Raw genomic sequence first — 25890 nt, 5'->3', positions numbered from 1 at the left:
GGCATCTGCGACATACGCCTCTCGTCACCAGTGCCGAGCCGGGCATCTGCGACATGCACCTCTCGCTCCGCGTACCGAGCCGGGCATCTGTGGCGGGGACCATTGGATGCCGTCCTTGCTGCCCCGCAAATTCTAGGGATGCAGGCACTTGCGGGACAGTCGGGGCAGTTGGGACGAGACAGTTGGGACAGTTGGGACGAATAGGATGGGATGGGGCGGAATGGGATAGGATAGGATAGGAGGGATGGATGGGAGGGATGGATGGGAGGGATGGGAGGGATAGGATGGCCGGAGCCGCCTCCTCGTTGCGGGCCTAGCGCTGCTTCTTATGGGGAGTGCGCTTCTTGCCGGAGCCGAAGGCGCGGTGCTTCTCGGCGCCCTCGTCGTAAAGCGGGATGTGGATGGTGAAGCAGGCACCTCTGCCCTTCTCGCCTTCCACCTGCACCCAGCCGCCATGGCGATCGACAATCTCCTTCACCACGGCCAGGCCCACGCCCAAACCGCCGCTCTCGCGGTTGCGGCCGGCGTCGGCCCTCCAGAAGCGGGAGAACACCATGCGGGCCTCTTCCTTGGTCAGGCCGATACCCGTGTCCTTCACGGCAATGGATGCCATGATATCGCCCTTCTTCACCGCGACGGTGATATGGCCGCCCTCGGGGGTGTAGCGCACGGCGTTGGAAATGAGGTTGGCCGTGGCCTGGCGGATCATGTCGGCGTCGCCCACCACCATGACGTCGGGCTGGGCGTCATAGGTGAGCGTGAGGCCGGAATCGGACACGAACATCTCGTGGGTGGCGATGATGCCGGCGATGAGCTCACCCACATTCACCACTTCCTCCTTCATGGGATCGGCGCGGTTCTCCAGGCGAGACAGCTTCAAGAGCGCGTTCACCAAGCGCGACAAGCGCTGGATCTCGGAGTTCACCGTGACGAGGCGCTCCTCGTCGGCCTCATAGACGCCATCGACCATGGCCTCCACTGTGGCCTGGATGGCCATGAGCGGCGTGCGCAGCTCGTGGGCCACGTCGGTGGTGAGGCGCCGCTCCAGGTCGCGGTCCTTCTCCACCGACTCGGCCATGGCGTCGAAGGTCTCGCCGAGACGGGCCACCTCGTCCTCGCCCCGCAGATCTGTACGAGCCGACAGGTCGCCGTCGCCGATAGCCCGAGCCGCCCCCATGATGCGGTTGATGGGGGCCACGAGATTGCGCGCAAAGAGGAAGCCGATGCAGGAGGCCAGCACGATGGCCACGGCTGCGGCAATGAACATGGCCTGGTAGGAATTATCGCGGAACTCCTGGTCGGGCTGGCGCATAAGGGCCTCCGACCCGTACACCCACAGACGCACGGTGCCCACCTTCTTGCCGTCCACCATGATGGGGGCCTGAGCCACCTGGGAGCCATTGGTCGGCTCGATGGACTTCGCGAGACCGCCCTGCTCCTCGTCGTAAACGATGGAGGAATCGAAGACGGTGCGACCCTCGTCGTTGATGACGCGCACCCCCACGCCGCTCGTGAGCTCCATGGCCTGGAGCGCCGGCTTGGTGGTCTCGGGATTCCACAGATCGTCGGTCTCCTTGTAGATGGCGGCGATGCGGTTGGCTGTGGTCTGGCAGAGGGTCTGCATGTTGTCGGCCGTGTAAGTACGGAAGTGCTGCTCCCACACGAAGGACACTACCCCAATGGCCACAAGCGCGGTCATGGCGGCGATGAGGGCGAAGGCCAGGGTCACGCGGGTGGTGTAGGAGAAGTCGGACCACCGCAAGCGGCGGCGCTTCCTCGTCTTGCGCGCCGGAGACGGCGAAGAGGCCGCCGGCTGGGCGACCTCTTCGACAGTTTCCAGAATGCGCGGCGTTTCTTCCGCTTCAGTCATGGGGCTCCTTCAAGCGCGGGCGCTCCCGCGCGACGGGGCCGCGGGCCAACCCGAAGGCGAGGCGCACGGCCGGAACGGACGGCTTTACTGCTTAGTGGGATCCTCGAAGCGATAGCCCACGCCGTGAACGGTGTGGAGCCACTTCGGGCTGCGAGGATTGTCGCCGATCTTGGCGCGGAGGTTCTTCACGTGGGAGTCGATAGTGCGCTCGTAGCCCTCGAAGTCGTAGCCGAGCACCTTCTCCACGAGCTCCATACGGGAGTACACGCGGCCCGGATAGCGGGACAGCGTGGTGAGCAGCTTGAACTCGCTGGCCGTGAGATCGATCTCCTCGCCGGAAACGAGCACCTTGTGACCGGACACGTCGATGGTCAGCTCGCCGAACTCCAGCACCTCGCGCTGGGGCTCGGAATCGGCATGCACGCGGCGCAGCAGAGCACGGGCGCGGGCCACCAGCTCGCGGGGGCTGAAGGGCTTCACCAGGTAGTCGTCGGCACCGAGCTCCAGGCCGATGATGCGATCCTCCACCTCGCCCTTGGCGGTGAGCATGATGATGGGCACATCGGAGGTGTCGCGGATGACGCGGCAAACGCGCTCGCCGGGCACGCGGGGCAGCATGAGGTCCAAAATGACCAGATCGAAGTGGTGCTTCTGGAATTCTTCCAGCGCGTCCTGGCCGTCGCCCACGGCGGTTACCCAGTAGTTCTCGCGCTCCAGATAGGCGGTCACCGCATCGCGAATGGCCTTCTCGTCTTCGACGAGCAGAATGCGTCGTGTCTCGTTGCTCATGGATGCTCTCCTCGTGATCGTGACGTGCGCTTTCGTTCACCCCAGCCGACACGGTGTCTGACCTGCGATTTTCTCGCTGCCGGAACATATATCAGCCGGGCGGTCGTGTTTGCGTTTATTGTAGCGTTTACCCCTGAACGGTCGCCGAGGCGTATGCGAAATGACACAATACACCCATGCCACAGAACAGAACTTCGCGCCCCCGGTCCGGCGCTTCTCACGGCGGCTCCCATGCGGGCCGTCCCCCGCGGACCCGCAGCGCTTCTCATTCCCCCGCCCCCGTCTCGGCCCGCAAGCGTCCGGGTTCTTCCCGTGCGGCCTCCGCCGGCTCTTCTCGGCCCACCACGGTGAAGGTGCGCCGCACGCCCCCGAGCGCCCCGGTGCGCCGGACGGCCGAGGATGGCACCGAGCCCCGCGCCATCGCCCTGCCCGGCGGCCACGAACTCCTGCTCACCCGCCGCACCTTCCTCTACGGTGCCGCCGGGGCCGCGGCCCTGGCGGCCCTTGGCGGCGGCGCGGCCTTTGCGGCGGCCCACACTGACGACAAGAAGAGCCTGGAAACCCTCACCGTGCCCGAGGCCAACGTCGTGCTCGACAGCTCCTTAGAGCAGATCGAGAACGCCGAGGACGCCCTCACCCTGGCCACCTCGGTAAAGATGCCCTTCGGCACCTTGCTCTGGTGCAGTGATGACAACGTGGCCGCCTGCCTGCTGCCCACCGAGACCGCCAAACCCCTGGCCCAGGTGGGTCTGCTGGATTTAACCAGCGGAGAGTGCACCACGGCAATCGAGCACGCCGTGGGCGAGGACGAGGGCTTCGAGATCTACGACGTGCGGGCCAACGGCCACGGCGCCATCTGGACTGAAGCCGATATCATGGACGGCCTCTGGCGCGTCTATGGAGCTGCGGCCAGCGATGGGGCCCTCGGCGAGGCCCAGCTGCTCGACGAGGGCGACGTCGATTGGGAGATGCCCTCCCTGGCCGTGGCCGGCGGCTACGGCTACTGGCAGCGCCTACCCCAGCTGGACGGCAATGCCCGCGTGGAAGACTCCCTGCTCAAGCGTGCTCCCTTCGGCTCGAGTACGGCCGAGGTGGTCTATGCCTCCGAGGGCCGCATGGCCTGCGCCCCCATCTCCTGCGGCGATGCCCTGGTGGCCACCCCCCGGGCCCGCACGAGCGGCACCTATTACCAACTCACCCGCATCGACGGGGCCACGGGCGCCGTGACCGACGCCTGCGTGCTGCCCTCGTCCATGAAGCCCCTGGAGGCGGGATGGGGCCGCACCGGGTTCAACTTCGCCTTCGACGGCATCTACAATTACGGCGACGGCATCTCCAACCTGGGCACCTACATGCCCTTAGAGCCCCTGGAGAGCCCGCGCCTCGCTGGCACCGAGGGGGCCGAGGGCCCGGGCACCGACGACCCGCACCTGCCCGTGACCCTGGCCAACATCGCCACGCCGGCCTACAGCGCCGACCAGTGGTTCCACTATGTGGCCAACCCGCTGTCGGCCCCGTGTTGGTGCGGGAACTGGGTGCTCGTGCGCGGTGGCAGCGCCGTGTGCGCCGTGGACCTGACCGGGCGCCGCTATGCGAAGCTTCCCTTGGAAGAGGGATCGGGGGACTACAACGACTTCCTCGCTTCCACCCATATCGGCCAGCGCGCGGTCACCTACTGCAACGTGGACTACACCCCCATCAATGGCGAGCCGCAGAAACACTGCCTCGTGAGAATCTGGGAGCCGGCCTCGTAATTCCGCCTGTCCGAGCGAGAGGATCAACCCCTGGCATCGATGCTGCGATAACGCCCGTAGGGCAAAGGCACAGCCTTGCCGCAGCGAGGGCACGGCCCTCGTCCCACGGATAATGTGTCCTACAGCCCGCCTATATACTGCTGCTTAGCCTTCAGGATGCGCAGGACCGATTCGTCGATGCGCTTCTCGGTGAGGGCGCCGGCAGCCACAGCGTCCAGCACGCCCTGGTAGGCCTCGGGGAAGCTCTCGGGCATGAGCGGGATGTCGCAGCCGGCCGCAAGCGCCGCCACCGCGGCCTCGGCAGCGCTGTAGCGGTCGGTAATCGCTCCCATGGCCAGCGAATCGGTGACGATAATGCCCGTGAATCCCAAAGTGTCGCGCAGCATCCCCTGGGCCACCGCACTCGACAGCGACGCGGGCACCGCCCCTTCCACGATGTTGGGCAAGTCCACGTGACCCACCATGATCATCGGCACCCCGGCCTCGATGGCGGCCTTGAAGGGCACGAAGTCCACGGCGGCCAATTCCTCGGCGGTCTTCTCCACCGCAATGGCGCCGGTATGGGAGTCGCCGGGTGCCGATCCGATGCCGGGGAAGTGTTTCGCGCAGCACAGCATGCCCGCCCCGAGAAAGCCCTGCACCTCGGCCTTCACCATGGCGGCGCACACGTTGGCGTCCGACGAGAACGACCGCAGACCCATGGTGTCGCTGCGCAACGGGTCAACCACGTCGCACACCGGGGCGAAGTCGAGGTTGAACCCGAGGGGCGCCAAGTAGTCGGCAATCTGCTCGGCCGCCTCCTTGGCCGCCGCCTCATCGGCTGCCGCCCCCAGGGCGCTCGCATCCCCCACATTCGGCGCAGCGAAGACCTCGTTGCCGGCCACGCGCACCACGGTACCGCCCTCCTCGTCCACCCCCAGAAACGGCGGCACGCTGCCGTCCTCGCTGTAGAAGCCCTTCATGTTCGCGAGCATGGCCGTGGCCTGGTCGGGGTCGATAAGGTTCTGGGCGAAGTACACGATGCCGCCCACCGGCCACGCCGTCAGGCCGGCGTGGGTGGCGTCTCCAGCCTGGGTCACCTGGGAGACATCCTCCACCAGAGCCTCCGGGGCCACAATGAACAACTGGGCCACCTTCTGTTCCAGGGTCATGGCGCTCAGGCGCGCCGCTGCGGCCTCATCGACGGCGGCAACGCTGTCCGGCGACCCGTCGCCACCATCGCTGGCGGCAGCCGCAGCGGCCGGGCTGCCGGAAGCGGCAGACGGGGAGACTGTCGGCGCAATCCCGCAGCCGCCAATCACCGCCGCAGCCGCGCCCACGGCCCCCAGCCAGACAAATCGACGACGGGTTACGGAATCGGTCGAGATGCCCATGGGAACCCCTCTCATAGCGCGGCAGATAAAGTAAGTGCGCCCGATCAGCATAGGTCAGGCGCACCGCTTTTTCAACCAACAAAATGGAGCAAGGGGTCCGCCTGCGTCGTAGTGATGGACTCGGCCGCCTTCGGCGCCGCCATGGACTTCTGCAACGAAATCTACGAGCAGGAGATACGCACCTATCGGGACATGCTCGCCCTCTTTCCGGAGATGGGTCGTGAGTACGATCCCGTTTAATAAGCGGCCCGTCCGGCGGTCCCTTGTCGATAAGTCGCCATTCCCGACACCCCATTCACCATTTACTACGTCATCGATTACGATGCGGACGAGGTGAGCGTGTTCTACATAGAGCATCAGCGTATGAACCCGACGGGGCGCTTTTCCTAGCGTTTTATCCCTCAAGTCAACACGGGCCCCTCTTACAAGAGGGGCCCGCTGCTTAAAACTGCCTTATGAGCTCCGTTACGCCTTGGGCTCCTGCTGGGTGATGCAGTGGATGTTGCCGCCGCCGTAGACGACCTGATCGGACTGGACGCCCACACACTTATAGACGCCCTCGCCCCACACCTCGTCGTAGATCTGCTGCAGCGTGTCCACGGCAAGCTGGTCGTTCTCGTCGCCGTACTGCGGCACGATGACGCCGCCGTTGGTCACGAGATAGTTCATGTAGGAGGCGATCAGCGGCTCGTCGGCCACGCGCGGCTCGGCGTTCTCGTCGATGTCGATGGAGTCGCAGGAGGCCTGATCCATGTACAACGGCTTCGCCGGCATGGGCAGCTTGTACACCTTGATGGCGCGACCCTTCGCGTCGGTAGCGTTGCTCAGGGTTTCATAGGCCTCATGACACTGGCGGTAGAAGGGGTAGTCCGGATCATCGGTCCAGATGCAGGTCATGACGCCGGGGGCGATGAAGGTGGCCACGTCGTCGATGTGGCCGTTGGTCTCCTCGGGGTCGATGCCCTCCTTCACCCAGATGACCTTCTCAACGCCCAGATAGGCCTTCAGGTGCTCGTCCATATAAGCGCGCAACTCCTCGCTCCAGGGCTGGAACTTCTTGGCGTAGACGGGCCAGATGGTGTCCTCGTCGGCCTCGTCGGCCAACACGGCAGAGGCGGTGCGGCCCGGAGAGAGCAGGCACTGGTCGGTCACCACGAGGGTGCCCTCGCCGTCCACGGTGATGGAGCCGCCCTCGAGGATCATGTCATCGGGACGGTAGCGGCGGCAGTGCGACAGCTCGGCCATCTTGCAGGCAATTTGGTCGTCGGCCTTCCACGGGAAGTACAGACCATCGACGAAGCCGCCGTAGGCATTGAAGTGCCAGTCACAGGCACGCTTGTCGCCCTTACCGTTGATGACGTAGGTGGCCCCGGTGTCGCGGAACCAGGCGTCGTCGGTGGTCATCTCGATGACGGTCACATTCTCATCGTCCTCGAAAACGGCCTTGCAGTTGGCGTAATCGTCCTCGTTGGCACACATGACGACCGGCGTGAACTCGGCGATGGCCCGAGCGATGGCAGCGTACTGCTTCTGGGCCGGCTTGGCGCCATGGGCCCAGGTGTCGGTGCGGTGCGGCCAGCCTATCCACACGCGATCCTGCGGGGCGAATTCGGCGGGCATGAAGAAACCGTCGGCGGCGGGGGTAGAGTCAGACTCGTAAATAGTCTTCATGGGGAAATCCTTTCGGAGTGAAATGGCTTCGGAGCAGGGACGCGTCGGAGGACTTGGCGCGCCCCGGCACCACTTGGTCAGAGGCGGCCGGCACAGACCCGCCTCGGTTCCACGGAGGCCCTGATGGTTAAGGCTACAGGACCTTCTCGGGTTTGCCGCCGTCGGCGGCCAAGATGGCCTCGATCTGGGCGGGGTCGGCAGGCTCCAGCGAGTCGGTCTCGCCAGCGGCCTCGGCGGCCAAGCGCTCGGCAGCCGTGGCCTCGGTGAGGCCCGTGAACTCCTCTTTGCGGCCGCGGGCGCTCACCACGCGCACCACCTCGCCCATCACCAGGAAGATGACGAAGATGGCGATCATGGGAATCTTGTCGGCCACTTCCTCGACCGACAGCGGCACCACGGTGGCCACGCAGGCCAGCACCAGCTCGATGACGGGGATGGCGAGCACCACCTTCATGGCCGTGCCGGTAAAGGGGAAGCGGTACACGCGCGGGCGGTTCGCATCCACCTTGCGCAGCTTGATGAACGCCGGGAACATGGGGATGTAGGTGAGCAGCAGGAACACGACCGACGTGGCGAACAGGGTCCAGAACAACCCGTTAGAGATGGCCTCGTTGGGGATGAGCTGGATGAGCAGCACGGCCGTGGCCACGATGCCGTTCACGACGGCGGCGCCGGTGGGCATGCCGGTCTTCGGGTTCTCGTGGGCGAAGACCTTCGGCATGTTCTGGTTCTTCGCGGCGTACTGGGCCACGGCGTTCACGCCGAACGACCACGAGGCCATGTTCGCGAACAGGGTGATGAGGAACACCACGGCGATGATGATGAAGATGGGAGACGCCTCGCCCACGATGGTCATCACGGCCACGATCATGCCGAAGTCAGGGTCGATCTGGTCGGCCGGGATGGCGGCGCCGATGCCGAAGCCGCAGAACAGGTAGATGGCGCCGATGGCCAGGCCGCCCAGGATGATGGCCTTCGGGATGTCGCGGGCCGGGTTCTGCATATCCTTGGCGAAGGTGCAGACCACTTCAAAGCCCATGAAGTTGAAGATGATGATGGACAGGTAGCCGAGCGCGGCGGTGTTGGTCACGTCGGGCAGGAACGTCTCGGGGGCCATAGACCCGGCGAACCCGTTGGTGCAGGCGAACCAGATGCCGAGCACGCCCACCGATACGGCCACGAGCACCTTCAGGATGGCGCCGCCGTTCAGAATCCACTCGGAGTCGGACACCTTCGAGAAGCTCATGAACACGACGATCCACACAAAGGCGATCTCGATGGCCAGCGTGAGCACCAGATTCGACTCGATGTCGGCCCCGAACACCATGCCGAGGATCGGCGGGAACAGGGTGGCCAGGCTGGCGATCCACAGGGGGAAGTTGATCCAGTAGTACCAGCTGATGCGGGCACCCCACTTGTCGCCCAAGGCATCGCGCACCCAGTCGTAGATGCCGCCCTCCGAATCGTAGGTGGTGCCGAGCTCGGCTACCACCATGCCGTAGGGCAGAAGGAAGGTGATGATGAGGAATATCCACCAGAAGAACTGCTGGTTGCCGATGGCGGCGGCGGGCGCCGCGGCCTCGCACACGAACACCACGCAGATCACCGAGAGGATAACGGACATGAAGGAGAACTTCTTCTTACCACTCATAGTGTGGCTCCTTACTTGGAAGATAAAGGCGGGGGAGCCGCAGCTCCCCCAACCCGGTACGTCTTACAGACCGTGCTTGCCCAGCTTTGCCATGCACCCGTCGATGGTGGCGCGGTAGGCCGTGGCCTTCTGCTCGTCGGGCTCGCTCTGGGGGCAGAGGGTCGCCAGGATGGCGCGGATGGAGTGCTTGCGGTTCTCGGCCTCATCCCAGCACAGGCTGCGCGCGGGATCGTCCATCACCTCGTCCACCACTTCCTCGCCGCGGGTGGCGGGCAGGCAGTGCATGAACTTGCTGTTCGGACCGGCAACGTTCATCAAGTCCCAGGTCACCTGGTACTTCGGGTAGAACACGTCCATGTAGTTCTCGCCGGAGACCTCCTCGTCGTAGAGGCCGTACCACACGTCGGTGTAGACGAAGTCGGCGTCCTCGATGCAGGAGATGTCGTCGGAGATGGTGATGGTGCCGCCGGAGATCTTGCAGTTCTCCTCGCCGATGGCCATGAGCTGCTTGCCGAAGGCGGCGCGCTCCTCATCGGTGCCCACGTGCAGGGCGCCGTCGCTGATCTGATGGCCCTTCGGCCCGAACTGCACGAAGTCCATGCCCATCTTCGAGGCGATGAACATGAGCGACACGCACACCTGGGTGGCGTCGCCGATGAAGGCGAGCTTGCAGTCCTCGATCTTCTTGCCGGCGGGCAGGTTCTCGATCATGGTCATGAGGTCGCCGAGCTCCTGGGTGGGGTGGTTGAACTCGCTCATGCCGTTGATGACGGGAGCGGCGGAGTACTTCGCCAGGTCGACCACGTCCTTGTGGCGATCGACGCGGGCCATGAGGATGTCGACGAGGCTTCCCATGACGCGCCCGGAGTCCTCGATGGACTCATGGCCGCCCAGCTGGATGGAGCCGGGGCCGAAGAACTGCGCGTGGCCGCCGAGGTCGGTCATGGCCGTCTCGAAGGAGATGCGGGTGCGGGTGGACACCTGCTGGAAGATCATGCCGAGGGTCTTGTTCTTCAGCAGCAGCGGGTACTCGCCGCCCTCCTTGATGAGCCCCTTCATGGCGATGGCCAGATCCACCATGCCGAGCAGCTCCTCTTTGGTGAAGTCGTTGGTGTCGATGTAATCCTTGACCATGGAAACCTCCTAAAGGTTCTCTGGAACCGGCCTGCCCCTTGCAGGACCGCGTCCCGAGCGCCCCGGGATCGGCGAGGCGCTCCTCTTGGCGCACAGCATGGGGCGCAGCGAAGGTTTTGGGAAGAAATAACCGGGATTATTTTGCGTTGAAGGGGAACCGCACCTGCTCTAATCCTAAATAATCCCGTTGTTTAGGCATATTGACCTGGCGTCTGTGGTATGAATAGGCCGCCGCGTCTTTCGCCGACCTTCCAGAGGAAGGCACGGTCTAATCTGCCCTAGACCCTCACGGCTCATCGTCGAAGTCCGCGCAGCATCGAGGAGGCCCGCCTTGGAAACAGCGTTCTACCTCTACACTATCGTCGTGATGCTCGTCTGCGTGGCATCGGGCTCCGTGTCGCTTTCGGCCTACTTTGTTTCCCGCCGCCGCTCGTTCCTCTTCGCTGCGGCCATGCTGCTGTTCTACTTCCTCGACCTTGCGCTCATTTTCCAATACGAGTACCTGGGCCAGAACGTTGAGTATTCCATCAACCAGTTCTATACCATCGACCATCCGCAGCTGAAGATGCTGCTCGCACTGGGCACCCTCGAGCCCATGTGGCTCATCCTGTGCGACTTCGTGAACGAGCGTCGACGCATCTGGCGTCTCGCCCCGGCCCTGGTCTTCATCGCAGCCAGCGAGATCGTCGTGCTGTGCCTGCCTGTAGACGAGTTTCGCCAGTGGCTCTTCTACACGCTGCGCCAGGCTTTTCTGCTGTGGTGCCTGGCTTTCGGAGCCTATCGCTACTGCACCGCCCACAATGAGGTGGAGAAAGCCCGCTTGCGCCGCCAGGAGCCGCTGTTCTTCGTCACCTCGGCCCTGTGCCTATGCATCCTCGTCGAGGATATCGCCATGATCCTCGTCTTCGACGCCAGTTTCTTCGCGAACGCCGATCTGCTGCCCCTGTATATCAGCGAGCGGAACTTCTCTGAGAACATCCTGCTTCTGGCCCTGTCCTTTTTCACCCTGCGCGCCGCTGCCGACACCCTGCGCCTGCGCTTCAAGGAGCCGCCGAGCGCCGACGCGCCCGACACCCAGGAATACGTGGACGAGCTGCTTCCCGCCTTCTGCGAGCGCTACCGCCTGACCGCGCGCGAGCGCGTCATCTTGGAAGAGGTGCTCCAGGGCAAGGACAACCAGAACATCGCCAGCTCGCTGCAGCTGGCCCTGGGCACCGTGAAGGCCCACGTACACAACATCCTGAAGAAAACCGGCACCACCACCCGCCAAGAACTCACCCAACTGTTCTGGAAAGGATAAGAAACAGCCGTAGGGGCGACTGTCCCGCCGAAGCCCTCCGTAGGGGGCGGCTTTAGCCGCCCCACCCCGCAGCCTCTCAGAAACCAACCCTCTTGCGGCGCTCCAACTCCCCCCTGAGTTTTTGCGCGAGCTCATCTCGGCTACTTACGCCAAGCTTGGCATAGACGTTCGACACATGAGTCTTCACCGTGCTGACAGAAATATACTCCCGCTTGGCGATCTCCTTGTTCGATATACCCTGCTCAAGCAGCGACAACAGCACCTCCTCGCGCTTCGTCAGCCCATACTCACGGGCCACCCAGGGCACAAGAGAGTCTGTCAGCTGCGCATTGCGCATACGCCGGTGATGCACCAAGAAGGCATAGGCGGCTATCGTGAAGCAGAGCCCTAGAACTTCAACGGAAATCTTCCGCGGGGAAGCCGATCCCCCGTCGATCTCCTGCATAAGGCCCCAATGCGTTGCCACTTCCCCCAGGGCGTATGCAACTACAAGCAAAAATGAGAAAGCCCACCGCCAACGGCTCACGCGCCGAAATCCCGTTACCAGGCAGTAGACACCATATCCTGTCACCCATAATGCCAACAGCCCGGTAAAGAGAAACTCCCGCCACAGTGCAACTGATTCGATCGGCGAAACCCCACTCGCCCAGGCGACCATCACGCAAATCGCCCAAAAGGCTCCTTCGATGGGAGAAAAACCGCGTGAAAACAAACTGCCGATGACGAGCCGGTACAGAAGGATTAAGACCATGTTGAGCGTGGTATAGAGCATAGGATAGGCGCCATGCACATTTTCGAACAGCAGCGCGAACTCCGGGACAAACTCGTACATGAACAACAAGACGATATCTATGGTGTACACAGAAAAGATCAGGGCGACGAGGGCGTAGCCTCGTTTCCGCTCAGCATGATACAGGTTCCCATAGGCGGCGGCAGCCAACGCATAGGCAATGCAGCACACCACATTGTAGAGAAAAGCGAGGGACACGGCTCCTCCTTCGTCGGGCATCAGACATTATAGACGGTTTGGCAGCTAAGACGGTCAACCCCTGACGACATCTCATTTGAGTTTCCCGTTTTACCAGATCAAAGATGGTATGATAAAAAATCATCCCCGTTGTAATCTGAAAGCCTTCTCCCCTTCCCTTAACAAAAAGCCCCCCGATTTTTAAGGTTGAACCGTCGCAGCACCCATAGGAGACAGCGCTGCGACCGAACTAAGGAGGGTTTTATGAGCACATCCCATCTTGATCAGCTTTTCAGCCGCCGCCATTTCGTCATTGGCTCGAGCGCCCTTGCAGCAGCCGCGCTGTCGGGCGGACTTTGGGGATGCACATCCAGGGAGTCGCTCGGATCAACCGGCGCAGCCATCTCCCCCGAGCAGAACGTCGCCGATATCGTGCTCTACAACGGCCACGTGCAGACCATGGTGTCGGAAGGCGATGTTGCCTCAGCCGTGGCCATCATGGGCAACAAAATCGTCTACGTGGGCGACGGCTCGGGTATCGACGCTTTCGTAGGAGACAGCACCCGGACCATTGACCTCGGTGGCAAATTCGTCTCCCCCGGATTCATGGACGGCCACATTCACGCTCCCGGCAGTTGGTACACCAGCCTCTACGAAATCGATCTGACAGGACTCACCACTAACGAGGAGTACCTTGAGGCAATCCGCGCTTTCGTAGAAGCCCATCCCGACGAGGAAGCTTACACCGGAACACCCTTCATGCTCAACGCTTACCAGCTTCCCGACGGCTCGAATCCCGGCCCCCTGAAGGAAGACCTGGATGCCATCTGCCCCGACAAGCCGATGCTCATTTCCGATGTGTCCTATCATTCGGCTTGGGTCAATTCCAAAGCCCTCGAACTTGCCGGTGTGACAGCCGATACCCCTGATCCAGATGGCGGCCTGTTTTATCGCAATGAGAAAGGGGAGCCCTCCGGATGCGTCAGCGACGCCGCTAAGGAAATGATAGCCGCCATCATGCCCAACACCATGACCAACGATAAGCTGGAAGAAGCTATGTACCAGTTCATGGAGGAGGCCAATTCCTACGGCGTGACCGGCCTTACGAATATCACCGAGGGAGGCCTTGATGTTATCGACATGTATCATAAGCTGGAAGATGGGGGCAATCTGACCCTGCGCATGCGCGTCGTTCCTACCATGAACGCCTCGCGCACCTATGAGGAAGTCCTTTCCGCCATCAAGGGCTACAATGCCTCTGCTACGGACATGATTACCTCGAATACCGTGAAGATTTTCTACGACGGGGTGACCGAAAGCGGTACCGCCGTCATGCTGCAGCCTTACCTGGAATCGGCAGGGCTCGGTGCGCATTGGTGTGGCACGCCCGTTTGGTCCCAGGAGGATTTCACGCGCCTTGTACGCGATTTCGATGCCGAAGGGGTGCAGGTCCACGTGCACGCCATCGGCGACGGCGCTGTTCACGGCACGCTCGACGCCTACGAGGAGGCTCGGGCGGCCAATGGGGAGCGCGACGCACGCCACACAATGACCCACGTATGCGCCATCACCGACGAGGACATACAACGCATGGCCGATCTCGAAGTTGTGGGCGCGCTCCAGTTCCTGTGGATGTACGGCGACGCGCTATGCGACCTGGAGCGCGCCTATATCGGCGATGAGCGCGCGCTCGCCATGTATCCGGTAAAGGAGATGCACGAAGCCGGCGTCACCATTAGCGGCGCCTCCGACGCGCCGGTGACCCCTTTCGTGGTGCTGGACGAGATCGAGGTCGGCGTTACCCGCAACTCGCCGTTCCCCGAGGAAGAGAACACCGATATGACCCGCTGGCCCGAGCAAGGGCTCACGGCCTATCAGATGCTCGAAGCGTATACCAAGAACGTCGCCTATCAGAACTTCATGGAGGATGCCGTAGGTACAGTAGAGGTAGGCAAGTTCGCCGACCTTGTCGTGCTTGATGCGAACATCTTGGAGGTGGACCCCAAGGAGATATCCTCGGCAAAGGTGGTCTACACCATCTCCGACGGCCGTATTGTCTACGAGGGGTAGCGAAACGCCCCCACCTCCGCTTGCATGTGAACTCCTGTAACGAACGCGCGACTTTCTGTGAAGGACGTCGCGCGTTTCGCCATTTTCGGGAATAATAGCGAGCACGGGCAAGGCGGCTGAGCAGCTGCCCGGCAGACGTCATCAGCGCGAAACGGGAAAGGATGCATGCGGTGACCTATCTCATCACGTTCCTCGAGGGCATCATCACCTTCGTGTCGCCGTGCCTTTTGCCCATGATTCCCATCTACGTCACCTACTTCGCCGCCGGCGAGGAAGCGCGCACCGCCGTGGTGCTGCGCAACGCGCTGGGCTTCGTGCTCGGCTTCACCGCGGTGTTCATCGCCCTGGGGGCCCTGGCGTCCACGGTGGGAGCCTTCTTCGCTGAGTACCAGAGTGCCGTGAACGTAGTGTGCGGCCTAGTGGTCATCGCCTTCGGCCTGTACTTCCTCGGGTTCATCAAGGTGAACCTGTTCCGCGGGGGCAAGAACCCCCTGGCCGGGCGCCAACTCGGATTCTTCTCGTCGGTGCTGTTCGGCATCATCTTCTCCATCGGCTGGACGCCGTGCGTGGGGGCCTTCCTCGGGTCGGCGCTCATGCTGGCCTCCCAGCAGGCATCGGTGGCCCAGGGCGTCATGCTGCTGCTGTGCTATTCCGCGGGCCTCGGCATTCCGTTCGTAGCCGCCGCCGTGCTCATCGACAAGCTGAAGGGCGCGTTTTCTGCCATCAAGAGCCACTACGATATTATCAACAAAGTGTGCGGCTGGTTCCTCGTCGCCGTGGGCGTGCTGATGGCCACGGGGCTTCTGGGCGGCTTCCTGCGCCTGTTGAGCTAACCGCCAGCGAGAGAAAGGCTCCCCTATGAGCGATCACGAGAACGAGAACGAGGCTATGACTCCCGAGGAGCGCGGCGTGCAGATCGGAGCAGCCCTCGACGCCGCCGCCCAGCGCGAAGCCGCCGAGGCGGCCACCCCCGCTGGCCAGGCCCGCGACCGGAAGACCCACCGGGGCGTCATCATCGCGGCCGTGGCCTTCGCCGTACTGCTCGTGGGCGCCGGCATCGCCTACAACGTCCTGGCACCGAAAGCCGATCAGGCCGTAGAGATCGGCGGCACCGATGTCGTCCACAGCACCGAGGGGCCCGCGGAGGGCGCCGCCGACACCGGCGAGGGAAACGGGGCCAACGGGGTCACGACCCCGGCCCCGGACTTCTCCATGACCGATGCCGAGGGAGCCACGGTGCGGCTCTCCGACTTCAAGGGGCGCCCCGTACTGCTGAACTTCTGGGCCAGCTGGTGCGGCCCCTGCAAGAGCGAGATGCCCGCCATTCAGGAGGCGTGGAAGCAGTCGGGAGACGAGGTGGCCTTCGTCATCGTGAACATGACCGGCATGGACGGTGAATCCGAGGAAGCCGCCCGCGCCTTCCTGACCGACAACGGCTACGATTTCCCCTGCTACTTCGACAAGGCCAACAGCGCCGCCGCAGCTTTCGGCGTGAGCTCCATCCCCCAGACCTATCTCATCAATGCCGAGGGCAACATCATCGGCGGCTATATGGGCGCTATGGACGACGCCGTGCTGGCCGAGGGCCTTCGCATGCTGACCGACGCCACCGCAACCGCCCAGTAGCGGGCTCGAGCCACCCTGTTGTCCCACCCTCTTTCGCTCATGCTGGCCGCGGGAAAGAGAACGTGGGCAGAGTGAATTCGGCGGAACTGAGCCGATTTTGCTCAGCTATTGAGCAAATTTGCCCCATAGGGAGGCTGATCCCCCCATTCTGCAAAAAACGCCGACCCGCGAGGGGTCGGCGTTTTGCGTTGGGGGCAGAGGGGGCGCTCGGCGCGAGCTCCTAGAACTCCAACTCCTGCAGGCGATCGAACACGACGTCCTTGCGGGTGAGGAAATCCCAGGGGTCGAAGATCTCGTCGAGCTTCTCGGCCGTGAGCAGCGCGGCGGCCTCGTCGTCGGCCTCCAGGCGCTCGCGATAGGTGGGGCCGTCCACAGCGTTCTGAATGTCCTCCCACACCTTCATGGCGTTGCGCTGCACGATGACGTAGGCATCCTCGCGGGTGATGCCGGCATCCACCAGGGCCAGCAGCACCTTGCTGGAGAAGATGAGGCCCTTCGTGCGCCACAGGTTGTGCTCCATCTTGGCCGGGTAGGTCTGCAGGCCGTCGAGCATCCACTGCATCTTCGCGAACATGTAGTCCAGCGCCGTGAAGCTGTCGGCCAAAACCACGCGCTCGGCACCGGAATGGGAGATGTCGCGCTCGAACCACAGGGCCACGTTATCGAAGGCCACCTGGGCGTTCGCCTTCACCACGCGGGCGAGGCCGCACACGCGCTCGGCCGTGATGGGGTTGCGCTTGTGGGGCATGGCGGAAGAACCCTTCTGGCCCTTGGTGAACGGCTCCTCGGCCTCGATGACGTCGGACTGCTGCAGCAGGCGCACCTGCATGGCGATGGATTCCAGCGTAGAGGCGGTCACGGCCAGGGCGGCCATCACCTGGGCGTGGCGGTCGCGGGCCAGCACCTGGGTGGACAGCGGGTCGGGGGTAAGGCCCAGCTTCTCGCACACGTACTGCTCCACATAAGGATCGATGGAGGAGTAGGTGCCCACCGCACCGGAGATGGCACCGGTGGCGGCCACGGCGCGGGCCTCCTCCATGCGGGTGAGGGCGCGCTTCAAGGCCCAGGCCCAGCTGCCGAACTTCATGCCGAAGGTCATGGGCTCGGCGTGGATGCCGTGGGTGCGGCCCACACAGAGGGTGTTCTGGAACTCGAAGGCGCGGCGCTTGCAGGTCTCGCCCAAGCGCTTGATGTCCTCGATGATGATGTCGCAGGCCTGGGTGACCTGGTAGGACAAGGCCGTGTCGCCCAGGTCGGAGGAGGTCATGCCGTAGTGCACCCAACGGCTCGGCTTGTCACCGCCCTCGGGGATGTCGGCGTCGATGTAGTTGGCCATGCACGTGGTGAAGGCGATGACGTCGTGGTTCGTTACCTTCTCGATCTCGTCGATCTCCTCCACGGTGAAGTCGGCGTGATCGCGGATCCACTGAGCCTCTTCCCGCGTGATGCCCGCCTGGCCCAGCTCGGCCTGGGCCTCGCAGGCCAAAACCTCGATTTCCTTCCAGATGGCGAACTTGTTCTCGAGTTCCCAGATGCGGCCCATTTCCGGACGGGTGTAGCGACCAATCACGTGCGTTTCCTTTCCTCGCGCCTGCGCGACCGCCCGCGCGGCCCGCTTCAATGCTCTGTGCGTAGGGTACCAAAAACTGCGGCCGCCAGCGGGGCTTTCCCGCCCAATCGCCCCTTTCCGCAGCCGTAGGGCCGCCGCAAAGGGCAGTCTTTGCGAAAGTGGCGAATATGCCGTTGCAGAAAACGCGCCGCTCGGGTAAGATACGAACTTACGCGGAGGAGTGACCGAGAGGCCGAAGGTGCTCGCCTGCTAAGTGAGTATGCCCCACAAGGGCATCTAGGGTTCGAATCCCTACTCCTCCGCCACTTGAATGCCAACGCTCCCTGATCAGGGAGCGTTTTCTTTTCACGAGCTCTTCCCGAGTGGTCGATAAGTGGTCGGGGATATCCTTGCCGCCGGACGCCTCCCTCGTGCGCCCCTTAGAGCCCTTCGGCCGGAAGACGAAAAGGGCCCCGTCCCTCGGCAACGAGGAGCGGGGCCCGGGGAGAAACTAATCCAGGTAGGCCGAGCGGAAATAGGTTACGCCGTCCTCGCCCTTCAGCAGTGCCAGCTTGGCGTTCTTGAAGGTGTAGGTCACATCCTTGCCCCACACATCGGTGCCGTCGGGCAGAAACACCGGGTTGCATCCCGTCACCGAGCTCTTCTTCGTCGGCGTGCCGATAAGCTTCAGCAGCTCGGCGGCGTTCCCCTCCTTCTTGGCGGCCGCCTGAATAGCCCTGGTCTTCTCGGCGTCGTAGACGCCCTTGCCGCTAAACCAGTACAGCTTGCCCTTGTAGCAGGACAGGCCCGTGGCGCGGCGGCCGTTCTCCAGGTACAGCCCCTGCTTGTTGGAGGTCCAGCCGGCCTTCGCACGACCCGTCTTCGTCACCCGATACATGTCGCCGGACACCTTCACCGTGCGGGTCTTCTTGCCCGTGAGCAGCTTGCCCTTGGCCGAGAATACGTAGCGCTTGCCCTTCACGGTCGCCGGACCCGTGGCCGCCTTGGCGTTCTTCTGGAAGTAGTACTTGGCACCCTTCACGGTCTTCCAGGTGCCCTTCAGCTTCTTGCCCTTCTGGTAGTAGACGTAGGAGCCGCTCACCTTCACCAAACCATTGCTGGCAGCGGCGTTCACCTCGGCCTCGGAGCTCTTGGGCTTCTCGCCGATGTACTTCGAGGTGGCGTACCCGTTGGAGGCCGACGGCACGAGCAGCTGCACCGAGCGGTTGAAGATGCCCGCGTTCTTCCCGCCGTAGTACTTCGAGAAGCTTTTCGCCTCGGCGAACAGCGGGTCATAGTACTTGTTGCCGATCTTCGCGCAGCCGTGACCGCCGATACCGGAAGCCTTGTCGACGCCCACGTACACCTTGTCGTAGCCGATGGCCAGCGCCAAATATGCGAAGGCCGCGCCGTCGGACATACAGCAGCCGCTGCGGTTGCCCTTCCACTTCTTCTTGAAGTGATCGTTGGCGAAATCGGCTGCCCAGCCCTCGTAGTTGCGGAACTTGCGGTACTGATGGTAATAGCCCTTCTGCACCCACTTGAAGCATTTCAGCAGCTTGGTGGCCTTGCTGTCGCTTTTCTTGGTAATCTCGGCCACCTTGTCCCGCGCCGTCAGAAGCGTGCGGTATTCCTTGGCCTCGTAATCCTTCATCTTCTTGCCCGTCGGCTTGTAGAAGGTGCTCTTTACCTTGTAGGCCTCCATGCGGCCCTTGGAGTTCAAGTAGTAGGTAGTGGCGCCGTCCTTCACCGTGCCCGTTTTCATGACGCCCTTTTTGCTGAAGAAGTAGTAGTTCTTGCCGATCTTCTGCTTGCCGATGAGCGGCGTGCCGTTCTTGTAGTAGAGCTTCTTGCCGTTCACCGTCTGCCAGCCCTTCGCGGGCGCGTCGGCGAAAGCCGGCTGCACCTCGACCGTCATCGCAGCCACGCAGGCACACAGCAGCACGGCCGCAAACGCCGCCATGGCGGCGCGCATCATCTTCGATGCCGTCATCGCATTCCCTCTCTTTTCCGGCCCCGCCTGCGCAGGGCTCTCCCCAGCGTTTCTCTCTGTCGGATCATAATAGTTCTTCTGGTGCGGAACCGCAAACGCGCAATCGACGGCAAGTGGCAATGACCTGGGGAATTGGCAAGGTAGATGAAGCCTGCAGCAGAATTGCGAAGCGAGCTCAGCGCTCCCAGGGCCAGCGGCGGCGGGTGGTGGCGGCGAGGCGCTTCTTGCGGTAGGCGGGGTTGCGCTTCAGGAAGCGGTGGTTGGCGAGGCGGGTGATGCCGAGCCCGACCAGAGAGACGGCGAGAAAGCTGAGCGTGAGGTCGAGCACCGCCGGCGCGTTGTCGAAAAAGGCGTACACCGAAGCCAGGGCGAAGCATACGCTGAGGGCACCGCACAGCCAGGTGAACAGGCGAATGAGCACCTCTTTGGCCCGGGCTGGAGAATGGCGGTAGGTGACGACCAGGTAGATGACGCCGGCCACCAGGGCCAGCACCAGCACCAGGGGCACCACGCGGGAAAGGCGAGCGAGAAGTCCCATGGCCGCTACCTTCCGGGAACCACGGCGGCCCGCAAGCCGCTGAAGCTCGTCGGGCGCGCCCACCAGCCGCAGCTGAGGGCCGCCGTGGCGATGCGGCTCGCCTCGGCGAAGGACTCTGCCACGGCAAAGGTGGCCGACCCGCTGCCGCAGAGCAGCACGTTTTCGCTACCCACCTGGTCGGCGAGCCACGCGCGCACCCCGGCCAGCTCGGGAAGCAGCGACTCGGCTGCGAAAGCCAGGTTGTTCGCCAGGGGCACCCCATCGGCACTTGCCGCGGCGGCAGCCGCCTGCAGCAGGGCGGCCGAGACCGGTACGGGTGTCTCGTCGAAGGCGCGATAGGCCGCAGCCGTGGAGACACCGCCCGCCGGTTTCACGAGCACGACGGCCTTGCGGGAAGGCTCGAGGATGCGCTGTAGAACCTCACCCGCGCCGTCGAGCTGGGCGCAGCCGCCCTGCAGGAAGAAGGCCACATCGGCGCCGAGCGCTTGGGCCGTGGCGACCACGCGCGCATCGTCGGGGCTCACGCCCCACTGCGAGGCCAGTCCCACGAGCACGGCCGCCGCGTTCGACGAGCCGCCGCCCAAACCGCCCTCGGCGGGAATGTGCTTCTCGATGCGCAACTGCACGATCTCGGCCCCCTCGCGGCCGAGCGCCCGGGCCAGAGCATCGGCGGCCTTGAACGCGAGGTTGTCCGCCGCGGGCACCGACATGCCTGCCCCCGTGCGATCGGCCAGGTCGATAGCCACGGCCAAGTTGCCAGCCGGACCGCCGAGCGCAATGTCGACGCGCCCCGCGGCGGCCTGCTCGGCGAGCTGGGCCACCTCGTCTTCCGAAGCCGGCTGCACGCGCAAGTACACCGTGTCGTGCAGGGCCAAGGCGTGCATGACGGTGTCCGCATCGTGGTAGCCGTCCGGGCGGCGCGCGCCGATGGACAGTAGCAGGTTCACCTTCGCGGGCGAGACCACCTTCACCGCATTCGGCCCCATAAAGGCGGCCGCCGACCACTGGGCCTCGCGAGCCGCCGCCAGGAGATTCACTTCCGCCTCGCGATTACGCTGGGTGTTCTCGGTCATTCGGTTTCCTTTCGTGTCGCCGCGCGCTTCCCGCGCCGGGCGCGGAAGAAATCGCGCAGCAGTTCCGCGCACTCTTCCTCGCGCACGCCGCGCACGGCCTCGAACTGGTGGTTCAGGCGCTCATCGGCGTGGATGTCGTAGAGCGTGCCCACAGCACCGGCCTTTTGGTCGGCCGCGCCATACACGCAGCGGGCCACGCGCGCCTGGTGCATGAGGCCCGCGCACATGATGCAGGGCTCAAGGGTCACATACACCGTGCAGTCGGAAAGCCGCCACGCATCGAGTACGCGGGAGGCCTCCTTCATGGCGAGAAACTCCGCGTGCCCCGCCGGGTCGCGATCGGTCTCGCGCCGGTTGTGGGCCCGAGCGATGACGCGGGGCTCAGCCAAGGGACGCCGCGTGCCGCGGTCCATGGGCTCGTGCACCACTACCGCGCCGATGGGCACCTCGCCCGCGGCCGCGGCCGCCCGCGCCTCTTCCAAGGCCAGGGCCATGTACTGCTCGTCGAGCGCGCGCTGCTCCTCAGGTGTGCGATGTTCGTTCATAGCGGGAATTATAGCGAACGAGAAGAGCACGGCCGGGGAGGGTCGGCCGCGCTCTTCCAAATCTCCGTCAGGCTGAAGACCCGAGGAGGCGATGATGATGCGAGGTTAGGCGATGTCGCCCGCCAGATGGCGCACCGCATGGCGCCCGAAGGTGATGTTGCGGCCCATGCAGTTCCCGACGAGGTAGACGGGGTAGTTGCCGCTGTAGAAGCTGCCCGAGCAGGTGCCGGCGGCGTAGAGCCCCTCGATGACGTTGCACTGCTCGTCGAGCACCTGCATGTTGCTGTTGATGCGCAGGCCATCGAGCGTCGTCAGCAGGCTTCCACCGAACCAGGCGCCGTAGAACGGGGCCTCGCGGATGGCCGAGAGACGGTACGCCTCCTTGCCGAAGTCCTCGTCTACCCCCTGGTCGTACAGGTAGTTGTAACGATCGATGGAGGCCAGGAACCTCTCCTTGTCCTCGCCCGCAAACCCGAGCTTGTCGGCCAGCTCGTCGAGGGTGTCGGCCTTCAGAATGACCCCCATCTCGATTTCCTTGGCGTAGGCTTCATCGATGCTGTGGCCGTTCAGGGTGTTGCGCCACACGTTGTTCGAGCAGCCCTGAGTCTTGAAGATCTGAACGTCTTCGGGGGCGTTCACGTCGAACACCTCGCACCACACGCCACCGGGGCGCTGAGCCGCCGCATGACAGATGGCATCGTAGTTCGCCGACTCGTTCGTGATGCGCAGGCCGCGGCGGTCCACCTTGAGGAAGGGCATCGAGCCGATGCCCAGCTGCTGCAGCTGGCCGGGGAAGATGGCGTCCTCGCTGTCGTCCACATAGCCCGCGTCCACTCCCGGCTCGACTCCACCGCGGTCGAAGATCATCGCCGCGGGATCCACATCCTTCGCGGCCCCCACCCACATGGCCGCCTTGATGCCCGCGCCGGTGTTGTTCTGGTTGAAGTCCACCGCCGTCACGCACTTCGGCACGAGGGGGTTCAGGGCGCGCACCATCGCAGGATTGCCGGCATAGCCGCCTGTGGCCAGGACAATGCCCTTGCGCGCGTTCACCTGAACGTACCCGTCGGGCGTCTCGAAGATGGCCGCCGACACCCGGCCGGCCCCCTCCCCGTCGCGCACCAGCTTCACCAAATCGAAGTTGAAGCGAATCTCGTTGCCCGCCTCCTCGATGACCTGCTGGAAGCAGGGGTTCTGCGAGATGAAGGGCCAGCCCTCGAACTCTGGGTTGTTGTAGACGAACCCGTGCTTTTGATAGGGCATGTAGTACATGGTGCCGCCCGCACGCCCATCGCCGCCGTTTTCCTCGTCCACCTCGCAGGAGACATCCCACGGCGCCATGAGGTCGGCCAGCCAATCGATCATCTCGGCCGACTCGTCGATCCACACCTTCGAGACGGAAGCGTCGTTCTTGAACGATGCGTAGCGGTTGAGCTCGTTGAGCAGGCGCCCCTTGTCCACCTCATGCCCCTCGGGCGTGTAGCTGGTGTTGATGGCGCCGATGTCCCAGTGATTGTCGGCGATGTGGTCGGTTTTCTCGCACAAGATGAAGTCGACGCCGAGCTGGGTCGCCGTCGCGGCGGCGGCCAGACCAGTGCAGCCGGCGCCCACGATGAGCACGTCGCACTCCTGCGTGGCCGCGATCTCACTGATCTCCGGAGCTTCGCCCAGCCACGAGCGGGCGTCGGCGGGCGCATCCTCGGCCGCCGCGTGGGCGCTTGCCGGCTGGGGCGCACAGCCGGACATTCCCGCCATCGCCATCGCGCCCAAGCCCATGGCTCCCGCCAGGAATCCGCGCCGCGAAACGTTCACGCCGTTCTCCATGTTCTGACTCATTATGAGGCCCTCCTCAATCGTCGATGCGGTGCCGAGATGCGGCACCCCTCCTGCCGCGCGAGCGCTTCCGGAGAAGGCGTTCGCTGCCTGGTATACTACGCAGCGAGCAGAGGGCCGTCTTCACCTGCGGCAGGTGCTTTCGAGAGGGCGCGCCGTCCTCACCCACCTAAGGTGAGAGGGGTTGTCTATGGGCAGGAGTGCCACTATGACCAGCGAAAATACCGAACATCGACCGAAAAGCGCCCTGGCCGCCCCTTGGTCGGGAAAAGACAGCGCGCCTGATGGATCCAGGCCCGGCGCTGGAGGTGGGCGCGACGCCGTCCTCGCGGGATGCGCCCTTGCCGCGCAGTCTCTCCACGGCTGGCTCACGAACGGCAGCATCTTCGCCTCCGTCATTCCCTACTTTCCCCTGGCGCGCGACCTGAACATGGCCTTCTCCGTTGTGGCGTTTGCGCTCGTCGCGCTGGCCGCCTTCTATCGGCCGCGCCTGCTCGATCTGGGGCAGATGGCGCTTGTCTCGGCAGGCTGCCTGTTCAGTGCCACGCTCATCGTGCCGCTGGCCGCCCAAGCGCAGGGCGCGCCGTTCGCGACCCTCGGCCTGTTCCTGTATTCGATGGGGTGCATCTGGCCCGCCGCCATGGCCCTTTTCGCCCTCGCCTCGCTCGCCACCTCACGGCTCCGAAGCATCGTCGCCGCAACCGGCCTGCTCGCAGGAGCACTTCTGTCATTTTTTCTCCCAACGCCCAGCGCGCTCGTAGGTCTTATTGCCGCGCTTGTGCTCAAAGTCGGCACCATGGCGATCTTGTGGCGGCTGGTTCGCCCGGCGCTTTCCATGGTGACAAGCGGCCCTCCGGCCAGCCAGCTGAAGCCGGAGGCCCCCGATGCGTTCATCCCCCTCTTCCATCCCCTGATGATCTGCATTCTCCTGTTCACCATGGCGGGAAGCTACGGCTCGGTGCTCAGCGAGTACGCGGGAACTGCGCCCGTCGATCTCTCCATCGTCGCCGCCGGCGGTGCGCTTCTCTGGCTTGTCTTCTCGCGACGGGGGCGACGGGCCGACGACCTTTTCTCGCTCTCGGTCATCCTCGTCATCGGAGGATTTCTACTGATTCCCCTCGGCATCGCCGATGCGCGCCCGTGGGCCAGCTCGCTTCTTGCCGCAGGGGGCGTCTGCTTCAGCATCCTGCGCTGGCTTACGCTGTCTTCCATCGGCTCGCGTAACATCTTCGCGCTCGTGCCCACCTTCGCCTTCGCCGACATCATGACATCGCTTGGCACCGAAGTCGGTGCGGCAGCGGCCCACGCCTCCATGGCCGTTTGGGGGCAGGACGCCACCGGAGCCATCGCCACCGGCGGCACCTTCATCCTTGTCGTCTTCCTCTGGCTGGGATTCAGGTCGTTTAGCTTCACCGAGACCATTCGAGACGTCGAGCCGATCCAGCCCCTGCCTTCCAGCGAGGCGGGCGCAAGTCTCGCCGATCGCTGTGACCAGCTCTCCGAGGCGGCCGGCCTGACGGAGCGGGAACGGGAGATTTTCCTCATGCTGGCAAAGGGACGCAACACGCGCTTCATCCAGGAACAGCTCGTCATCTCCCCCAATACGGTGCGTTCCCACATCAAGCACCTCTACGTGAAGCTCGACGTGCACTCCCAGCAAGAGCTCATCGACCTGGTGGAGCGCTAGACTCGCAGCCGCCGAGCGGCACCGTCCTCGCGGTCCCGTTACGAGATTTGGCGCACGCCGCCGCGGTGCATGTGGTATCCTTTTTTCGCTTCATTGCAGCAATGCGCAGATCGCATTGCGCTTCACCGAACGCGGAGGCGTGTCCGAGTGGCTTAAGGAAGCAGTCTTGAAAACTGTCGTGCCGAAAGGTACCGTGGGTTCAAATCCTACCGCCTCCGCCAGTTTTGCCAGTTCACAGAGGTAAATTGCAGAGTTTCCAAATGTGAACCTTGTAGCATAGCCGTTTGCTTTTTCCTCCTCCGAGTACACCGTTTTCGCACGAGTTGGCACAAGCTCGCTTCCCGATGATACGCCGGCGATTGACCTCGCCGAATAGCGGCCGTAGAATGAGAGTTAAGGCTCAAAAAGTGTGCTCCCCACGATGAGTAACCGCGAGGTCGTGCTCGATAAATCGACGCCGCAAGTTG

At 63.8% G+C, this 25890-nt stretch carries 20 protein-coding genes and 2 tRNA genes; 9 read left to right on the top strand and 13 right to left on the bottom strand.

Going from position 1 to position 25890, the window contains the following annotated elements:
• Window positions 1–313: 313 nt before the first annotated feature.
• Window positions 314–1870 (bottom strand): sensor histidine kinase, encoded by a 1557-nt coding sequence (locus AAK988_RS10580; RefSeq protein ID WP_151430371.1) that lies wholly within the window; start codon window positions 1868–1870, stop codon window positions 314–316.
• 84 nt (window positions 1871–1954) lie between these two features.
• Window positions 1955–2659, bottom strand: coding sequence for a response regulator (locus tag AAK988_RS10575; RefSeq protein ID WP_016310340.1), 705 nt, complete (start codon window positions 2657–2659; stop codon window positions 1955–1957).
• A gap of 353 nt (window positions 2660–3012) precedes the next feature.
• On the opposite strand from AAK988_RS10575, the gene AAK988_RS10570 reads away from it, so the two are divergent.
• Window positions 3013–4413 (top strand): Tat pathway signal protein, encoded by a 1401-nt coding sequence (locus tag AAK988_RS10570; RefSeq protein WP_369872665.1) that lies wholly within the window; start codon window positions 3013–3015, stop codon window positions 4411–4413.
• Between the two features lie 119 nt (window positions 4414–4532).
• Here the strand turns inward: AAK988_RS10570 and AAK988_RS10565 are convergent, their stop codons facing one another.
• The gene (locus tag AAK988_RS10565; RefSeq protein ID WP_369872664.1) at window positions 4533–5786 is read right to left on the bottom strand and encodes a glycoside hydrolase family 3 N-terminal domain-containing protein; all 1254 of its coding nucleotides are present in this window, start codon (window positions 5784–5786) and stop codon (window positions 4533–4535) included.
• 111 nt (window positions 5787–5897) lie between these two features.
• Here AAK988_RS10565 and AAK988_RS10560 point away from each other — a divergent pair, with 111 nt between their 5' ends.
• Entirely contained in the window at window positions 5898–6026 is a 129-nt protein-coding gene (locus AAK988_RS10560) for a hypothetical protein (protein ID WP_269090245.1), read from the top strand.
• A gap of 225 nt (window positions 6027–6251) precedes the next feature.
• On the opposite strand, the gene AAK988_RS10555 is transcribed toward AAK988_RS10560, so the two are convergent.
• The 3 genes from AAK988_RS10555 to ptcA all read right to left on the bottom strand — a co-directional run bounded on the left by AAK988_RS10555 (window position 6252) and on the right by ptcA (window position 10242).
• Window positions 6252–7457: an agmatine deiminase family protein gene (locus AAK988_RS10555; protein ID WP_369872663.1), complete on the bottom strand. Its 1206-nt coding sequence runs from the start codon at window positions 7455–7457 to the stop codon at window positions 6252–6254.
• 133 nt (window positions 7458–7590) lie between these two features.
• Window positions 7591–9108, bottom strand: coding sequence for an APC family permease (locus AAK988_RS10550; RefSeq protein WP_369872662.1), 1518 nt, complete (start codon window positions 9106–9108; stop codon window positions 7591–7593).
• 63 nt (window positions 9109–9171) lie between these two features.
• Window positions 9172–10242, bottom strand: coding sequence for a putrescine carbamoyltransferase (ptcA, locus tag AAK988_RS10545; RefSeq protein ID WP_369872661.1), 1071 nt, complete (start codon window positions 10240–10242; stop codon window positions 9172–9174).
• A gap of 331 nt (window positions 10243–10573) precedes the next feature.
• Here ptcA and AAK988_RS10540 point away from each other — a divergent pair, with 331 nt between their 5' ends.
• Window positions 10574–11542, top strand: a complete 969-nt coding sequence (locus AAK988_RS10540) for a helix-turn-helix transcriptional regulator (RefSeq protein WP_369872660.1) — start codon at window positions 10574–10576, stop codon at window positions 11540–11542.
• Window positions 11543–11618: 76 nt separating this feature from the next.
• Here AAK988_RS10540 and AAK988_RS10535 read toward each other — a convergent pair whose 3' ends face one another.
• The gene (locus AAK988_RS10535; RefSeq protein WP_369872658.1) at window positions 11619–12530 is read right to left on the bottom strand and encodes a helix-turn-helix transcriptional regulator; all 912 of its coding nucleotides are present in this window, start codon (window positions 12528–12530) and stop codon (window positions 11619–11621) included.
• A 243-nt stretch (window positions 12531–12773) separates the two neighbouring features.
• Between AAK988_RS10535 and AAK988_RS10530 the strand changes: the two genes are divergently transcribed.
• The 3 genes from AAK988_RS10530 to AAK988_RS10520 all read left to right on the top strand — a co-directional run bounded on the left by AAK988_RS10530 (window position 12774) and on the right by AAK988_RS10520 (window position 16205).
• On the top strand, window positions 12774–14579 hold the full coding sequence (locus AAK988_RS10530; RefSeq protein ID WP_369872657.1) for an amidohydrolase: 1806 nt from the start codon (window positions 12774–12776) through the stop codon (window positions 14577–14579).
• A 161-nt stretch (window positions 14580–14740) separates the two neighbouring features.
• On the top strand, window positions 14741–15412 hold the full coding sequence (locus AAK988_RS10525) for a cytochrome c biogenesis CcdA family protein (protein WP_369872656.1): 672 nt from the start codon (window positions 14741–14743) through the stop codon (window positions 15410–15412).
• 25 nt (window positions 15413–15437) lie between these two features.
• Complete coding sequence (locus AAK988_RS10520; protein WP_369872655.1) at window positions 15438–16205, top strand: TlpA family protein disulfide reductase; 768 nt, start codon at window positions 15438–15440, stop codon at window positions 16203–16205.
• Between the two features lie 220 nt (window positions 16206–16425).
• Here AAK988_RS10520 and purB read toward each other — a convergent pair whose 3' ends face one another.
• Window positions 16426–17775 carry an adenylosuccinate lyase gene (gene purB, locus AAK988_RS10515; protein WP_160325093.1) on the bottom strand — a complete coding sequence of 450 codons (1350 nt, stop codon included), beginning with the start codon at window positions 17773–17775 and terminating at the stop codon, window positions 16426–16428.
• A gap of 214 nt (window positions 17776–17989) precedes the next feature.
• Between purB and AAK988_RS10510 the strand changes: the two genes are divergently transcribed.
• Window positions 17990–18080, top strand: a tRNA-Ser gene (locus tag AAK988_RS10510).
• A 185-nt stretch (window positions 18081–18265) separates the two neighbouring features.
• Here AAK988_RS10510 and AAK988_RS10505 read toward each other — a convergent pair.
• The 5 genes from AAK988_RS10505 to AAK988_RS10485 form a co-directional block, all read right to left on the bottom strand.
• Window positions 18266–19747, bottom strand: a complete 1482-nt coding sequence (locus AAK988_RS10505) for a hypothetical protein (protein ID WP_369872654.1) — start codon at window positions 19745–19747, stop codon at window positions 18266–18268.
• A gap of 175 nt (window positions 19748–19922) precedes the next feature.
• Entirely contained in the window at window positions 19923–20285 is a 363-nt protein-coding gene (locus AAK988_RS10500; protein ID WP_369872653.1) for a guanylate cyclase, read from the bottom strand.
• Between the two features lie 5 nt (window positions 20286–20290).
• Complete coding sequence (locus AAK988_RS10495) at window positions 20291–21358, bottom strand: 4-(cytidine 5'-diphospho)-2-C-methyl-D-erythritol kinase (RefSeq protein WP_369872652.1); 1068 nt, start codon at window positions 21356–21358, stop codon at window positions 20291–20293.
• Window positions 21355–21903: a tRNA adenosine(34) deaminase TadA gene (gene tadA, locus AAK988_RS10490; protein WP_217952539.1), complete on the bottom strand. Its 549-nt coding sequence runs from the start codon at window positions 21901–21903 to the stop codon at window positions 21355–21357. Before tadA ends, AAK988_RS10495 begins: the two co-directional genes overlap by 4 nt.
• A 105-nt stretch (window positions 21904–22008) precedes the next feature.
• Window positions 22009–23739, bottom strand: coding sequence for an FAD-dependent oxidoreductase (locus tag AAK988_RS10485; protein WP_369872651.1), 1731 nt, complete (start codon window positions 23737–23739; stop codon window positions 22009–22011).
• Between the two features lie 205 nt (window positions 23740–23944).
• Between AAK988_RS10485 and AAK988_RS10480 the strand changes: the two genes are divergently transcribed.
• Both AAK988_RS10480 and AAK988_RS10475 read left to right on the top strand, forming a co-directional pair.
• The gene (locus AAK988_RS10480; protein WP_369872650.1) at window positions 23945–25423 is read left to right on the top strand and encodes a LuxR C-terminal-related transcriptional regulator; all 1479 of its coding nucleotides are present in this window, start codon (window positions 23945–23947) and stop codon (window positions 25421–25423) included.
• Between the two features lie 133 nt (window positions 25424–25556).
• Window positions 25557–25644, top strand: a tRNA-Ser gene (locus AAK988_RS10475).
• The last annotated feature ends 246 nt before the right edge of the window (window positions 25645–25890 follow it).

Origin of the sequence: Adlercreutzia muris (assembly GCF_041223505.1) — a bacterium.
Taxonomy (GTDB): domain Bacteria; phylum Actinomycetota; class Coriobacteriia; order Coriobacteriales; family Eggerthellaceae; genus Adlercreutzia; species Adlercreutzia muris.
Note: the sequence above shows the minus strand (reverse complement) of the source record. Positions and strands in the feature narration are given on the sequence as shown.